The following is a 13680-nucleotide window of genomic DNA, read 5'->3' on the forward strand; positions in this document are numbered from 1 at the left end:
TCACGTTTCCCTATTTGAGAACCAATACTAGCTAAAGAGGCTTTTGTAAATTTCTTAGCAAAAAACATAGCCAGTTGTCTTGCTTGCACAATATGACGTTTTCTGGTTTTAGATTGTAATGTATCTACATCCATTTGGAAGTAATCTGAAACGACCTTTTGAATATAATCTATAGATACTTCACGCTTTGTGTTTTTAACAAATTTTTCTACAACTTGTTTAGCTAAATCTATATTTATTTCTTTTTTATTGAAAGAAGATTGTGCAATTAAAGAGATAATAGCGCCTTCTAATTCTCTAATATTAGATTTTATATTTTTAGCAACATATTCTACAATATCATTAGGCATCTCAACACCATCACGATATAGTTTATTCTTTAAAATAGAAACACGAGTTTCAAAATCTGGAGTTTGTAACTCTGCAGATAAGCCCCATTTAAAACGAGATAATAAACGCTGTTCTATGTCTTGCATGTCTACAGGTGCCTTATCACTAGTTAATATAACCTGTTTACCGTTTTGGTGTAAGTGGTTAAAAATATGGAAGAAAACATCTTGTGTTCCAGATTTTCCAGATAAAAACTGTACGTCGTCAATAACTAAAACATCTATAAGTTGATAGAAGTGAATAAAATCATTTCTATTATTCTTTTTAACAGAATCGATGTATTGCTGTGTAAATTTTTCTGCAGAAATATATAAAACAGTCTTTTCGGGGTATTTATCTTTAATATTTACACCTATAGCGTGTGCTAAGTGTGTTTTACCAAGACCAACCCCACCAAATATTAATAATGGATTAAAAGAAGTTCCTCCTGGTTTTGCAGAAACAGCTAAACCAGCACTTCTTGCTAAACGGTTAGAGTCTCCTTCTAAAAAATTATCGAAATTATAATTTGGATTAAGCTGAGATTCAATTTTTACATTGCGAATACCAGGTATAACAAACGGATTACGTAATTCAGGATTTTTGTTGTTTAATGGAACATCTACATCCTGTGCTTTTACAGCAGTTCTATTAGAACTTGGTATTTTTTCTGTAAACGGTTGTTTGTTACCATAGGTGTTTTCCATTTTTATAATGTAAACCAGTTTAGCGGTTTCACCTAATTCTTTGGTAAGAGCTACCTTTAATATTTTTACATAATGCTCTTCTAGCCATTCGTAAAAGAATTTACTAGGCACTTGTATACTCAAAGCATTATCAGTTAGCTTAACTGCTACTATCGGTTCGAACCAAGTTTTGTATGCTTGTGGTTGAATGTTGTCTTTTATAAAATTTAGACAGTTATTCCATACCGATTGCGCAGTTATACTCATTTGTTATTAAAATACTTTTATTGTTAGTTGTTTAACAGTACAGATATAAGGGGCAAAAACTGTGCTGTTTTATAGCGTGACAAATATGTGAACAAATTTCTAAAAAAAAAAATCATTTGCTATTGATTTTGTAGTTTTTTTTCCTCATGTTTAACACCTCTGTAAGCTACAAAAAATAATTGAACATAGAGGGGTTAAAAGTTGAAAATTGTAATATGAAAATTGATGAAATAGAAATACGGGTTAGGTATGGCGAAACCGACCAAATGGGAGTGGTGCATCATGGTAATTATGCGTTATATCTAGAAATGGGACGTATAGAATGGTTGAGGAAGTTTGGGTTGTCGTATAAAAAAATGGAAGAAGAGGGCATTGGTTTACCAGTAGTTTCTTTACAACTAAATTTTAAAAAATCTGCGTTTTATGATGATGTTATTAAAGTGAAAACAATACTAAAGAAATTACCTACAGCAGTAATACAATTTGATTATGAGATTGTAAACAACTCAAATGAAATTATTGCCACTGCAAATACCGTTTTAGCTTTTATAGATTTAAAAACAAAACGACCAGTTCGCCCTCCTAAATATCTTATAGATGTTTTAAGCTAGTTGTTTAGAGTTTTAATGTCTACTTTATATAAAGTATTAAAAATGGCTTCAATTTCTGAAGCCTTTTTTTTGCGAACAGAAATTGTAATTTGGCAGTTTAATTCTAGTTTTTGAGCAATAATATTAATATTTTTTTCTTTTATAACGCGCATTACTTTATTCATGTTTGCATAATCGAAAGTTATTAAAAACTCAATATTTATAGTTCGTTCTACAATAGCTGAAGCTTCTAATGCTAATTGTGCTCCGGTACGGTAAGCATTAATTAAACCTCCAACACCTAATTTTACACCACCAAAATAACGAACAACAACAATTAGTACATTAGTAACATCGTAAGATTGTATTTGTCCATAAATGGGCATTCCTGCACTATTACTTGGTTCACCATCATCATTTGCTCTGTATTTTATAGCATTAGCTTCGGTGCCTAATTGGTAAGCATAACACCAATGCCTAGCCGAATGGTGTTGCTTTTTTAAGGCGTCTATATTTGTTTTAACATCTTCCTCTGTAGAAATAGGGAATGCATACCCGTAAAACTTACTATTCTTATCTTTAAATAGTGTCTCTTCAGAAGGGTTTATAATTGTTTTATATGTGTCTTTTGTTTCCAAATTATGTACTTGCTACTAATAGTATACTAATAACGGCTAAGGCAATACCTAGCCAATTCTTTTTAATTAATTGTTCTTTAAATATTATAATGCCTAATATAGTAGATAACATAACAATTGCCACATTATTAATGGTAAATACTGTAGAACTATTTAAGTCTTGATTTTGTAGCGCCTTTAATAAATAAACAATAGAAAAATAGTTAGGGACACCTAATAATATACCACCTACAACGTTTTTCCATTTAAAATTAAAATCTCGTTTAATAATTAAAGTAACGAAACCTATTATTCCAGCAAAACTAAAGACCATTGCAGAAAAATAAGGAACTTCCTGTTGAGAGAGGTAATTTGTTTCCATATATTTAATAAATGTATCTATAATTCCTGAACCTATAAATAATAAAATAGGATAGATTAAGGTTTTTTTATTAAAAGGAATAGTATTACTTTTTTCTTTAACAGAAGTAAAATATACAGCCAAAAGCGCTATAATAATACCCAAAACTTTTAAAAGCCCTAATTGCTCTTTGTACACAATAACAGCAAATAAAATAGGAATTACTACAGACATTTTACCAGAAACTGAAGCTACAGACAAACCATTTTTTTGAGCGGTAAGTGCCATTAAGTTAAAAATAAAAATAAATAGGAAGCCTAACGCTACTGCGCCAATAAACCATGGTTTTTCTGAAACAATACTAAAGTTAACTTTGCCGTTGTAAAATAGAAATCCACAAGTGCCAGCTACAATATAATTTACTATTATAGCATGTAGTGTATTTACATTGTATTTTTCAAAATATTTAAAAACTACGTAGAGCGAGCTAGAAAATAGAATACTTAATATTAAATTTATCAAAACAAGTCACTTTTAATAGAAAATAAATTTACTACATCTTGCGTTTTAGGGTCGTTGTTCCAAACATTAATTCCTAATTTATGCGCAGCATCTGTGTTTTCTTTGGTGTCATCTATAAATAAGCAGGCTTCAGGTTTTAAATTGTTTTCTTTTAAAACAAAATTGTAAATATCTGCATTGGGTTTTCTATACCCTATTTCATGAGATAAATAGAATGCATCAAAACTATTTTTAAATGCTTCGTAAAAAGGAACATGTTGTTTAATACTATCTATATGTAATTCATTTGTATTACTTAATAAAATAAGCTTGTATTTTTTGTCCTTTGCTAGTTGTTGAATAAAATCTAATCTATGCGGAGGGAAATCGCATAAAATATAATTCCAAGCTTCAATAATTTCGTTTTTTGATAATTTAGGAAAATTGTAACAATAAAATTCTAAGAATTCTGTAGTATCCATAAAACCTTGTTCATATAAAGCGTTAACAGCAATCATATCTTCAGGAAATTCATCCAACTCAAATAACTCTAAAGCGTTAGTCATTGCACCTTCTTTATCAAGGTTAATAAATACATCTCCAAAATCGAAAATTAGTGTCTTAATCATATTTATTTCCGTAAAAACGGTAAGCTTTGTTGTCTACAAAATGTAGGGTTATTTAATTTGTATTTGTGTATACTTTAAGTGTGTCTTCTTTAAGTTGTGTTTTATAAAGCAATTGTCCAGAAAACTTTGGTGCTTTTATGCCTTCTTTAAATTGAATGGTTCCAGTGAAAACTCGGGCTTCATCCCAAAGGTTTTCATCTATAAAAGTTTGAAGCGTTTTCGAGCCACCTTCAATAATTATAGAGTTAATATTTCTATCATATAAAACATTACAAATTTGATGCGCAATAGCATTATGTTTATTAAAATCTATAATAGCACTATTGTTTTTGTCTTCATGTTTAGAGCTAATAATTAATGTTTCTGCTATGGTGTTAAAAACAGAAAAGGTAGTATTTAACTTTAAATCTTTGTCTATAACAACTCTAAGTGGTTGTTGACCTGTCCAATCTCTAACAGTTAAACTAGGATTGTCTTGTATAACAGTATTAGTACCTACAAGAATGGCCTGTTCTTCTGCTCTCCATTTATGTACCAATTGGCGCGATATTGTATTAGTAATCCAAACAGGTTTTATTTCTTTTTTTATGGTAGGAGCAATAAAACCATTGCTAGTTTCTGCCCATTTTAAAATAACATAAGGACGTTTTTTGTTATGAAAAGTAAAAAAACGCTTATGATGAATTTTACATTCATTTTCTAAAACACCTACAGTAACATTACAACCATTACTTTGTAACTTTATAATGCCTTTTCCAGCAACCTTGCTATGAGTATCTACAGTACCAATAACAATATTTGGAATGTTATGAGCAATAATTAAATCGCTGCAAGGCGGTGTTTTTCCGTAATGAGAGCAGGGCTCTAATGTAACATAAAGCGTAGCTTCTTTTAAAAGCGATTTATCTTTTACAGCATGTATAGCATTAACCTCTGCATGATTGCCTCCGTATGGACTAGTATAACCTTCCCCAATAATTTTATTATTATGTACTATAACACAGCCAACCATAGGGTTGGGTCTAGAGCTACCTAAAGCATTTTTTGCAATCTCTATACAGCGGGTTATGTAAAATTCGTGAGTAGACACAATTATAATTTAACTTTTACGTATTCGGTTTTATCTATAGCATAACGGTGCGAAAACCCCATTACTTTATATTTTAAATCTCCAATATATTGCACTTTCACTTTCTTACTTAAAATACTATTAAGTAGTCCGCCAAGATTATCTAAGTTGAATATTTTATTGGATGGAATATTCGTTTTTAAAGGGATAGAAAATTCTTTTTTTGCAGGAACCTTGAAGGCTTCAGAAGATACTGTTGCCATTTCCACATCATTAATAAGTACTTTTATACCTTCAGTTTGTAACTCTCCTCCAATATCGTTAGGATTAATAAAAAAAGCATCAGCACGAAGTGTAACATATTCTGGAGTAGATTCTACTACTTCTATGTTTTCAACTTTTAAAAATAGAGGCTTTTCATTTACAGAGCAACTTAAAAAAGTTACAATAATTGTTGATAACATTATAAGTTTCTTCATTCCACTTTTTTTAGAATTCATGTATCTTCACAGGCGTAAAAATACTATATTAAAGTGAGTAAAAATAATATTGTTATTAGAGAAATACAGGCAAAAGATAATAAGCAAATAGAAGCAGTTATTAGAGATTGTTTTCCAGAATTTGGCTTGCCTTTGGTTGGTACGGCTTATGAAGATGACGAAACACCAAAAATGTTTGAATCGTACCAAAACAATAATGATGTGTATTATGTTGTAGAAGATAATGGAGAAATCATTGGAGGAGGAGGCGTAAAACCCTTAAAAGATTTTGAAGGCCATGTGTGCGAAATACAAAAAATGTACTCTGCACCCAAAATGAGGGGAAAAGGCTATGGAAAACTATTATTTGAGAAATGTTTAGAATCTGCAAAAGCACTAGGTTACAAACAATGCTATTTAGAATCGGCATCACAATTAAAAGCAGCCATACACATTTACGAAAGTTACGGATTTAAACACCTAGACAAACCATTAGGCAACACAGGGCATTACTCGTGCGGTGTTTGGATGATTAAGGATTTGTAGAAAGTTACTTTATGTAGTAAGCGCTTGACATGAGAGCGAAAGAGAAAAGAAAAAGTGAGTAAGTATAGAATATATTTTACATTACAGATAGATAGAATAATTTAATTTTTAAAGGCTTTAAACAGCCAACAATAATAACCAAATGAAGTTAAAAGACTTAGAACAACTATTTCATAAAGAATTAGACGCTATTTATGGACCAGAAGAAGTATTTAGCTTCTTTTTTATCTGTTTAGAATCGTTTTATAACATTTCGCGCTTACAATTAGCAACAAATCCAGAATTATCGATAACAAAAGAGGAGCAAACCCCCATTTTTGATGCGTTAGAGCAGTTAAAACAACAAAAACCCATTCAGTATATAATTGGGGAAGCCCATTTTTATGGCATGTCGTTTAAAGTTAATACCAAAACACTAATACCAAGAGCAGAAACAGAAGAAATTGTAGACGGTATTATTAAAGAAACCATTAGAGAGATTGGGTTGGGTAACTTAAAAGCCCCAGTACATATATTAGATATAGGAACAGGAAGTGGGTGTATAGCAGTAACGCTAGCAAAACAACTACCAGAAGCAGAAGTGCAAGCCATAGATGTATCTAAAGAAGCACTAAAAGTAGCAGAAGAAAATGCAAAATTAAATGACGTAAAAGTAAACTTTACAGAAGCTAATATATTAGAAACAAAAACCTTAGTAAACGATACTAAATTCGATATCATAGTATCTAACCCGCCTTACGTTAGGGAAATGGAAAAGCAACACATGCGACCAAATGTACTAGACAATGAGCCACATTTAGCACTGTTTGTAGATAACGATAACCCTTTAGTGTTTTATAAAGCTATTACCGAATTTGCAGAGCAAAACTTAAAACCTAATGGCATGCTGTATTTTGAAATTAACGAATACCTAGCAAACGAAATGATTGCTTTAGTAATAGACTATAACTTTACTAATGTTTCGGTAAAAAAAGATATGTTTGGTAAATATAGGCTGCTTAAGGCTACAAAAAGTGAATAGAATCCTAATTATAGTAAGAGATAAATAATAAAATTCCCGTTGGAATATATCCTGAGTGCATACGAAGGTAGGGAATGAAAAATAAAGATTTTTATGAAGAGCATTGCAGTATTTTGTGGCGCAAGCTTAGGAAACGATGAGCAAATTGTTTCTACCGCCTATACATTAGGAGAAACATTAGCGAAACAAAATATAACGCTAGTTTATGGAGCGGCAAAAATTGGTATTATGGGACAAGTTGCAAATGGAGCTACAGATGCTAATGGTACAACCATTGGCGTAATACCAGAGTTTTTAAAAACTAAAGAAATTGTACATAACGAATTGTCTGAGCTTATTGTAACCACTAATATGCATGACAGAAAAGTACTTATGTATGAGAAATCTGATGGGTTTATGATAATTCCAGGAGGTTTTGGTACTATGGATGAGTTTTTTGAAATAGCAACTTGGGGACAATTAGGCTTACACACTAAACCCATTGGCATTTTAAATATAAATGGCTATTATGATGCTTTAATTGCACAATGCGACACCATGGTAGCACGTGGGTTTTTAAAGCAAGAACACAGAGACGCTATTGTAATAGATATAACAATTGAAGGACTTTTAGAAAAAATGAATAATTTTAAACCATTACCAGCACCAAAATGGTTGAAAAAAGAGGGATTGTAAAATGACTATAGAACAACAAATAAACGCACTAAGAGACGAATTACGTGAACATAATTATAATTATTATGTGTTAGATAATGCAACTATTAGTGATTACGAATTCGATATAAAATTAAAAGAGTTACAAACTCTAGAAGAAGCACATCCAGAATTTTACGATGCCAATTCACCAACGCTAAGAGTAGGAGGAGAGGTCACCAAAAACTTTAATACTGTAGTACATGATTATAGAATGTACTCTTTAGATAACTCATACTCTTTAGAAGACTTAAAAGATTGGGAAACCAGAATTAAAAAATTAGTAGATGGAGACATCCAATACACTTGCGAACTTAAATATGATGGGGCTTCTATAAGTTTAACCTACGAAAACGGTAAGCTATTACGTGCTGTAACAAGAGGCGATGGCTTTCAAGGCGATGAGGTGACTGCAAACATAAAAACCATAAAATCGGTACCGTTACAATTAAAAGGCGATTATCCACCAAAGTTTGATATTAGAGGCGAGATTATTTTACCATTCGATGGCTTCAATAAAATGAACGAAGAACGTATAGCAAATGGAGAAGAACCATACCGAAACCCTAGAAATACAGCATCAGGAAGTTTAAAGCTGCAAGACAGTGCAGAAGTCGCTAAGCGTCCTTTAGAATGCCTATTATACAATTTAACAGGCGAAAACTTAGGTGTAGACTCCCAATTTAACAGCTTAGAAAAAGCTAGAGCTATGGGTTTTAAAGTACCAGAAGCTGCGAAATTAGTAAATTCTATAGACGAAGTTTTCGAATTTATAAACTATTGGGATACGGCAAGGCACAACTTACCTTACGAAACCGATGGTGTTGTTGTAAAAGTAAATAGTTTGTTCCAGCAAGACGAGTTAGGGTACACCTCTAAGGCGCCACGTTGGGCAATGGCCTATAAATTTAAAGCAGAACAAGTATCTACTAGGTTAAACTCTATTACCTATCAAGTAGGAAGAACAGGAGCAATAACACCAGTAGCAAACCTAGAACCAGTAGAGTTAGCAGGCACAACAGTAAAACGTGCCTCGTTACACAATGCAGACCAAATAGCTAAGTTAGATATAAGAGTAAATGATGAGGTGTTTGTAGAAAAAGGAGGAGAAATAATTCCTAAAATTATTGCGGTAGATATAACTAAGAGGCCAGTAGATTCTAAGCCAACAGAGTATATTACCAATTGCCCAGAATGTAATACAGTATTAGAACGAATAGAAGGAGAAGCAAAGCATTATTGTCCCAATTATAATGAATGCGAACCTCAAGTAATAGGCCGAATTCAGCATTATATTTCTAGGAAGGCTATGGATATAGAAGGTTTAGGAGGGGAAACAGTTGCACTTTTAGTAAAAGAAGGTTTAATTTCTAATTACTCAGACTTATACGAACTAACAGTAGAGCAACTATTGCCATTAGAACGTATGGCGGAAAAAAGTGCAGAGAACTTAGTAAATGGAGTAGAAGCGTCTAAAACTATACCTTTTGAAAATGTGTTATTTGCATTAGGTATTCGTTTTGTAGGAGAAACAGTAGCAAAAAAACTAGCCAAACATTATAAAACAATTGATGCTTTAGCGGCAGCTACAATAGAAGATTTAGAACAAGTAGACGAAATAGGAATAAAAATAGCGCAAAGTGTTGTAGCATTCTTTTCAGTAGAAGCTAATGTGGCTATCGTTGAGCGTTTAAAATCTTTTGGAGTACAATTGGAGATTTCTGCAGAAGAATTAGCAAACCAAACCAACAAATTAGAAGGCTTATCTTTTGTTGTATCGGGAGTTTTTGAAACAGTATCTAGAACAGAACTTAAAAAGTTAATAGAAGGTAATGGTGGTAAAAATGCATCTTCAATATCATCGAAAACAAATTATGTTGTAGCAGGTGATAAAATGGGACCAAGTAAAAAAGAGAAAGCAGAAAAATTAGGAGTTACTTTATTAACAGAAATCGAGTTTTTAGAATTATTAAAATAACACTGCTTTACTGTTAAGTTGTTGATTTATAATATGTAGTGCACACCAATTAATTGACATTAAAATAGATTTTTAGCATAAAAACATTAAAGAGGTCTTTTTTCAAGGATGTGTGTAATGTATTGATTTCTAGATTTGTGAGGTTTTTTATGCATAAAAACAAGAGAATTTTTAAGTATTTTATAAAAAAAACGTTAAAACACTTAAGAACCGACAAAAAGATGCTTTTTATCGGCTAAGTGCTTTTTATTCATATATTTGCACTCCCTCCCCCAAATCTGTGCGTAATGAAAGTTGATCGATTTAAGTTGATTAAAAGGGCCGTTGTGTTTCTGGCCGTTTTATTTATTGTAAGTGTTTTGTTTGGTTTTACTTTAGTATCTACCATTATTAAAGCATTTATATTTCCTATGTTTTTATACTTGTATCTCTCTGAGGCTGAAGCGAAAAGTAAATCGTTTATAGGATTTTTAGCTATTTTTTCAATAGCAGGTATTTATGCAGTAATCGTGGCGTTAAATGCTACATTTTACTCGCATTTGGGTAGTATACCCTATGTGGTAGCTTACATTTGTTTGTTAATTTATATAATAAAAGGATTTAATTTTAAAGAATTATTTAAGCGTTTTAAATACTACTTATTGGTGCTAGTTGCATTTAATACCTATGTTATTTTTATATTAAATCAAATGATTTTAGAAGACGAATCCTTACAAGTTAACACGCTGGAATTCATGTTCGAAGGCATGTATAACTTATGTGTTTTATTAGTGCTTTCGTTCTCCTTATTAAACTACCTGTACCATGACTCTAAAACAGGATTTCTACTATTTGTAGCTAGTGTATGTATTGTTTTCTCAGAGATGGTACAGGTCGCTTATATTTTTATATCTGCCGATTATGTTTTAAATGTGGCCTATTCTACATTATTAATTATTGGGTTTTACTTTGTATATATGTATATAGAAATAAAAATTAATAATAAAAACTATAGTTTATTATCCTAGTTTTAAAAAAGGAATGTCTTTTTTATAGAAAAATAATGTTATCGCAGATAGTATAAAAGTAATAACAGCAGTGGCAAATAAAACACCGCCATCACCTTTAACCTCAATACCTAATTGTGTTAAATGCATCATTATTGCGCCACCAATTATGCCAAGAGTTAATAAAGCTCCAACCCAAACTGTTTTAGGTATTAAAAGCAATAGCCCTGCAATTAACTCTAAAACACCAATGCCAATTCTACCTATAGGTTCTAAACCTACAGTTTCAAAAATATAAACACTGTCTGGGTGAGCAGTAAATTTAAAACGTAAGGTTTGTATTAATATAACAGCAATAATTAAACGTAAGGCAAATAATAGTTTAGTTTTCATAATGTTTTTTGTTGATTATTTACTATAACTAGTAGTTGCTTTTATAAATACCTTACACTATAATTGAAGTACCATCTGCCGATTTGTTTTTTTCTGAATCAAAATAGAAATCTATTTTACCTAAATTAATACCATAACAGCCTACTTGATTTACTAACACATTTTTACCTTCGCTATTTTGAGCAACCGTTGGTTTTGGTAGAAATGTATGGGTGTGGCCTCCAATAATTAAATCTATATCTTTTGTAGATTTTGCTAAATTTAAATCGCATATTTTGTCTGGATTCTTTTTGTAATAATAGCCTAAATGCGATAAGCAAATAACAAGATCGCAAGCTTCCTGTTCTTTAAGAATGCGTGTCATTTCTTGAGCACTCTCAATAGGATCTAGGTACTCGGTTTCTTTGTACATTTTTTTATCTACTAAACCGTCAAGTTTAATACCTATGCCAAAAACACCAATTTTAATTCCATCTTTAATAAAAACCTGATATGGTTTTACATGCGTATCCATTACAGTATTTTTAAAATTGTAGTTAGCTGAAAGAAATTGAAACTTAGCATGTGGTAATTGTGCGTATAAACCATCAATACCATTATCAAAATCATGATTTCCTATTGTGGCAGCATCATATTTCATTTTAGACATTAACTTAAATTCCAATTCCCCGCCATAATAGTTAAAATAGGGCGTTCCTTGAAAAATATCTCCTGCATCTAACAATAAAGTGTTCGCATTTTCTTTACGAATCGATTCAACTAAACTAGCACGTCTAGCGACACCACCTTGGTTTGCATTACGTGCAGCATCAGGCGCAAAAGGATCAACATGACTATGCACATCGTTAGTATGTAAAATAGTAATTTTTTTTAGCCTTGGAGCAGCGCCAAAAGATTGTAACCCAAAACCACCAATAGTTACTAAAGCAGTTGCAGCTGTCGATTGTTGTATAAATGTTCTACGTTTCATTTGTGTCTATTATTTGGTTTGAGTAAATCTATCATCTATAACGGGTTTAATAGTATCTACTCTTTTAAAGTAATCTATCATGGCGTTCCGAATTTTATAGTCTAAAACATATAAGCTGTCATTAGGTCTAAAAAAACGCATTCTATCTCCGCCGTTATATAAGTAGTCGTTTGTAGCAATGTAATATGTTTTATTGGTATCAATAGCTTTTCCGTTTATTAAAGCTTCAGTAATGTCGTAATTTTTGTCTAGCGTTAATTTAATACCATTAACAGGGTGGGCGCGTTTGGCTTTACTTAAATAATACATCATACTATCTACTTGTTGCCCTTTTAATGCGGCAACAACAATACTATTTTCAAAAGGCATTACTTCAAAAGCAGTTCTTGTTGTAATATTCCCTTTAGAAATAATAGAACGAATACCACCGTGGTTTAATATAACGGCGTCTATGTTTTTACCTGTTCGTTTATTAAAAACAAAATTACCTTGCTCATAAACAATGTCTGCCATTAAGTTACCAATAGCTGTGTTAAGGTCTCCGTTACTTTTAGAATAGGTTTCTGGAGCGTAAGATATAACCTCATTCATATCATTATTAACCTTGTCTCGATAAGGTTTTATAATAGCTTCTATACTTTGATCTATTTTAAGCGTATCCTTAATAGAAATTTGTTTTCCTTCAATTTTAGTAATAACCAAGGGCTCTTCTTTGCAAGCAAAAAAGTTTAAAGCTATTAAGAATACAAAAATGGTGTTAAGTTTCATTGGTTTGCGTTTTGTAAATTATTGGTTTTGTAAAATTTGCTAAGACACATAATAGTAAAAAACTAACAAGCTGTTTAGCGCATTTGTATAATACTAAACTTATTGAAATTAGGTAAAGTATTTAACCGTCTTTTGCTATTTTTGTAGCAAAGCAATAAATATAAATGATTTTAAAAGGATTTAAAGAAAAATCTAATAAAAAGTATATTAATAAAACAGTAAGCGAAAGAGTTGTTGTAACCTCTAAAAGCAAGGTGCAGCATGTAGGTATACTTGTAAATAATAATGAGCCAGTAGATTATAAGTGGTTTAACACAATAAAAGACGTGTTAAATATAACTAATAACGCAATTGAAGTTATTGCATTTACCAATGATAAGAAAAAAGACGAAAGTAATGCACTTATTTCTACTTACGATGTAAGCGATTTAGGCTGGAATGGAACGATTAAAGATACTAACCTAAAAACATTTATAAATACAAATTTCGATCTTTTAATAAGTTATTATACAGATAATAATACACCATTAAAGCTATTAACAACGGCCTCTAAAGCAAAATTTAAAGTCGGTATACTACAAGAAGACGAACGTATTAACGACTTGATAATAAAAACAGAATTAAACGATTTTAAAACATTTAAAATTGAATTAGAAAAATACCTTAAAATATTAAATAAACTATAATAATGAAGAACCCCTTTGTAGGCACAGGAATAGCTATTGTAACGCCGTTTAAAAAAGATTTAAGTGTAGAC

Annotated in this window: 16 protein-coding genes; 7 read left to right on the forward strand and 9 right to left on the reverse strand. The window is 31.3% G+C overall.

The features are described 5' to 3' along the window. A partial coding sequence (dnaA, locus tag ACVC2P_RS19395; RefSeq protein WP_452600098.1) for a chromosomal replication initiator protein DnaA occupies window positions 1–1322 on the reverse strand: 1322 nt, incomplete at its 3' end. Window positions 1323–1537: 215 nt separating this feature from the next. Here dnaA and ACVC2P_RS19400 point away from each other — a divergent pair. After that, window positions 1538–1933: an acyl-CoA thioesterase gene (locus ACVC2P_RS19400; protein ID WP_452600099.1), complete on the forward strand. Its 396-nt coding sequence runs from the start codon at window positions 1538–1540 to the stop codon at window positions 1931–1933. Here ACVC2P_RS19400 and ACVC2P_RS19405 read toward each other — a convergent pair. Genes ACVC2P_RS19405 through ACVC2P_RS19425 form a run of 5 tightly spaced genes read right to left on the reverse strand, consistent with a single transcriptional unit; the run spans window position 1930 to window position 5568 of the window. Continuing rightward, entirely contained in the window at window positions 1930–2550 is a 621-nt protein-coding gene (locus ACVC2P_RS19405) for an IMPACT family protein (RefSeq protein WP_452600100.1), read from the reverse strand. The genes ACVC2P_RS19400 and ACVC2P_RS19405 overlap by 4 nt on opposite strands. A gap of 1 nt (window position 2551) precedes the next feature. Next, window positions 2552–3412 carry an EamA family transporter gene (locus ACVC2P_RS19410; protein WP_452600101.1) on the reverse strand — a complete coding sequence of 287 codons (861 nt, stop codon included), beginning with the start codon at window positions 3410–3412 and terminating at the stop codon, window positions 2552–2554. Further along, the gene (locus ACVC2P_RS19415; RefSeq protein WP_452600102.1) at window positions 3409–4020 is read right to left on the reverse strand and encodes an HAD family hydrolase; all 612 of its coding nucleotides are present in this window, start codon (window positions 4018–4020) and stop codon (window positions 3409–3411) included. Before ACVC2P_RS19415 ends, ACVC2P_RS19410 begins: the two co-directional genes overlap by 4 nt. A 52-nt stretch (window positions 4021–4072) precedes the next feature. Continuing rightward, window positions 4073–5110 carry a bifunctional diaminohydroxyphosphoribosylaminopyrimidine deaminase/5-amino-6-(5-phosphoribosylamino)uracil reductase RibD gene (gene ribD / locus ACVC2P_RS19420; protein WP_452600103.1) on the reverse strand — a complete coding sequence of 346 codons (1038 nt, stop codon included), beginning with the start codon at window positions 5108–5110 and terminating at the stop codon, window positions 4073–4075. A 2-nt stretch (window positions 5111–5112) separates the two neighbouring features. Further along, a complete protein-coding gene (locus ACVC2P_RS19425; protein WP_452600104.1) occupies window positions 5113–5568 on the reverse strand; it encodes an LEA type 2 family protein in 456 nt (151 codons plus the stop codon). A 54-nt stretch (window positions 5569–5622) separates the two neighbouring features. Here ACVC2P_RS19425 and ACVC2P_RS19430 point away from each other — a divergent pair, with 54 nt between their 5' ends. The 5 genes from ACVC2P_RS19430 to ACVC2P_RS19450 all read left to right on the forward strand — a co-directional run bounded on the left by ACVC2P_RS19430 (window position 5623) and on the right by ACVC2P_RS19450 (window position 10813). Then, window positions 5623–6114, forward strand: a complete 492-nt coding sequence (locus ACVC2P_RS19430) for a GNAT family N-acetyltransferase (protein ID WP_452600105.1) — start codon at window positions 5623–5625, stop codon at window positions 6112–6114. 142 nt (window positions 6115–6256) lie between these two features. Further along, on the forward strand, window positions 6257–7135 hold the full coding sequence (prmC, locus tag ACVC2P_RS19435; RefSeq protein ID WP_452600106.1) for a peptide chain release factor N(5)-glutamine methyltransferase: 879 nt from the start codon (window positions 6257–6259) through the stop codon (window positions 7133–7135). Window positions 7136–7228: 93 nt separating this feature from the next. Next, on the forward strand, window positions 7229–7810 hold the full coding sequence (locus tag ACVC2P_RS19440; RefSeq protein ID WP_452600108.1) for an LOG family protein: 582 nt from the start codon (window positions 7229–7231) through the stop codon (window positions 7808–7810). A gap of 1 nt (window position 7811) precedes the next feature. Further along, complete coding sequence (gene ligA, locus ACVC2P_RS19445; protein ID WP_452600109.1) at window positions 7812–9806, forward strand: NAD-dependent DNA ligase LigA; 1995 nt, start codon at window positions 7812–7814, stop codon at window positions 9804–9806. A gap of 287 nt (window positions 9807–10093) precedes the next feature. Beyond that, window positions 10094–10813: a hypothetical protein gene (locus tag ACVC2P_RS19450; protein ID WP_452600110.1), complete on the forward strand. Its 720-nt coding sequence runs from the start codon at window positions 10094–10096 to the stop codon at window positions 10811–10813. Here ACVC2P_RS19450 and ACVC2P_RS19455 read toward each other — a convergent pair. The 3 genes from ACVC2P_RS19455 to ACVC2P_RS19465 are packed head-to-tail and all read right to left on the reverse strand — an operon-like array spanning window position 10805 to window position 12923. Next, complete coding sequence (locus tag ACVC2P_RS19455; protein ID WP_452600111.1) at window positions 10805–11185, reverse strand: DoxX family protein; 381 nt, start codon at window positions 11183–11185, stop codon at window positions 10805–10807. The two genes, ACVC2P_RS19450 and ACVC2P_RS19455, sit on opposite strands and share 9 nt — an antisense overlap. Window positions 11186–11237: 52 nt before the next feature. After that, on the reverse strand, window positions 11238–12155 hold the full coding sequence (locus tag ACVC2P_RS19460) for a bifunctional metallophosphatase/5'-nucleotidase (protein ID WP_452600112.1): 918 nt from the start codon (window positions 12153–12155) through the stop codon (window positions 11238–11240). Window positions 12156–12164: 9 nt separating this feature from the next. Continuing rightward, a complete protein-coding gene (locus ACVC2P_RS19465; RefSeq protein WP_452600113.1) occupies window positions 12165–12923 on the reverse strand; it encodes a 5'-nucleotidase C-terminal domain-containing protein in 759 nt (252 codons plus the stop codon). Window positions 12924–13087: 164 nt separating this feature from the next. On the opposite strand from ACVC2P_RS19465, the gene ACVC2P_RS19470 reads away from it, so the two are divergent. Continuing rightward, window positions 13088–13609, forward strand: coding sequence for a DUF6913 domain-containing protein (locus tag ACVC2P_RS19470; protein ID WP_452600114.1), 522 nt, complete (start codon window positions 13088–13090; stop codon window positions 13607–13609). Window positions 13610–13680: the final 71 nt, after the last annotated feature.

It is taken from the genome of Pontimicrobium sp. MEBiC01747 (assembly GCF_053601635.1).

Coding starts and splice junctions, on each gene's coding strand:
- ACVC2P_RS19440 (WP_452600108.1), top strand. CDS start 7,229: ATGAAGAGCATTGCAGTATTTTGTGGCGCAAGCTTAGGAAACGATGAG.
- ACVC2P_RS19455 (WP_452600111.1), bottom strand. CDS start 11,185: ATGAAAACTAAACTATTATTTGCCTTACGTTTAATTATTGCTGTTATA.
- prmC (WP_452600106.1), top strand. CDS start 6,257: ATGAAGTTAAAAGACTTAGAACAACTATTTCATAAAGAATTAGACGCT.
- ACVC2P_RS19450 (WP_452600110.1), top strand. CDS start 10,094: ATGAAAGTTGATCGATTTAAGTTGATTAAAAGGGCCGTTGTGTTTCTG.
- ACVC2P_RS19415 (WP_452600102.1), bottom strand. CDS start 4,020: ATGATTAAGACACTAATTTTCGATTTTGGAGATGTATTTATTAACCTT.
- ACVC2P_RS19425 (WP_452600104.1), bottom strand. CDS start 5,568: ATGAAGAAACTTATAATGTTATCAACAATTATTGTAACTTTTTTAAGT.
- ACVC2P_RS19400 (WP_452600099.1), top strand. CDS start 1,538: ATGAAAATTGATGAAATAGAAATACGGGTTAGGTATGGCGAAACCGAC.
- ACVC2P_RS19470 (WP_452600114.1), top strand. CDS start 13,088: ATGATTTTAAAAGGATTTAAAGAAAAATCTAATAAAAAGTATATTAAT.
- ACVC2P_RS19460 (WP_452600112.1), bottom strand. CDS start 12,155: ATGAAACGTAGAACATTTATACAACAATCGACAGCTGCAACTGCTTTA.
- ACVC2P_RS19465 (WP_452600113.1), bottom strand. CDS start 12,923: ATGAAACTTAACACCATTTTTGTATTCTTAATAGCTTTAAACTTTTTT.
- ligA (WP_452600109.1), top strand. CDS start 7,812: ATGACTATAGAACAACAAATAAACGCACTAAGAGACGAATTACGTGAA.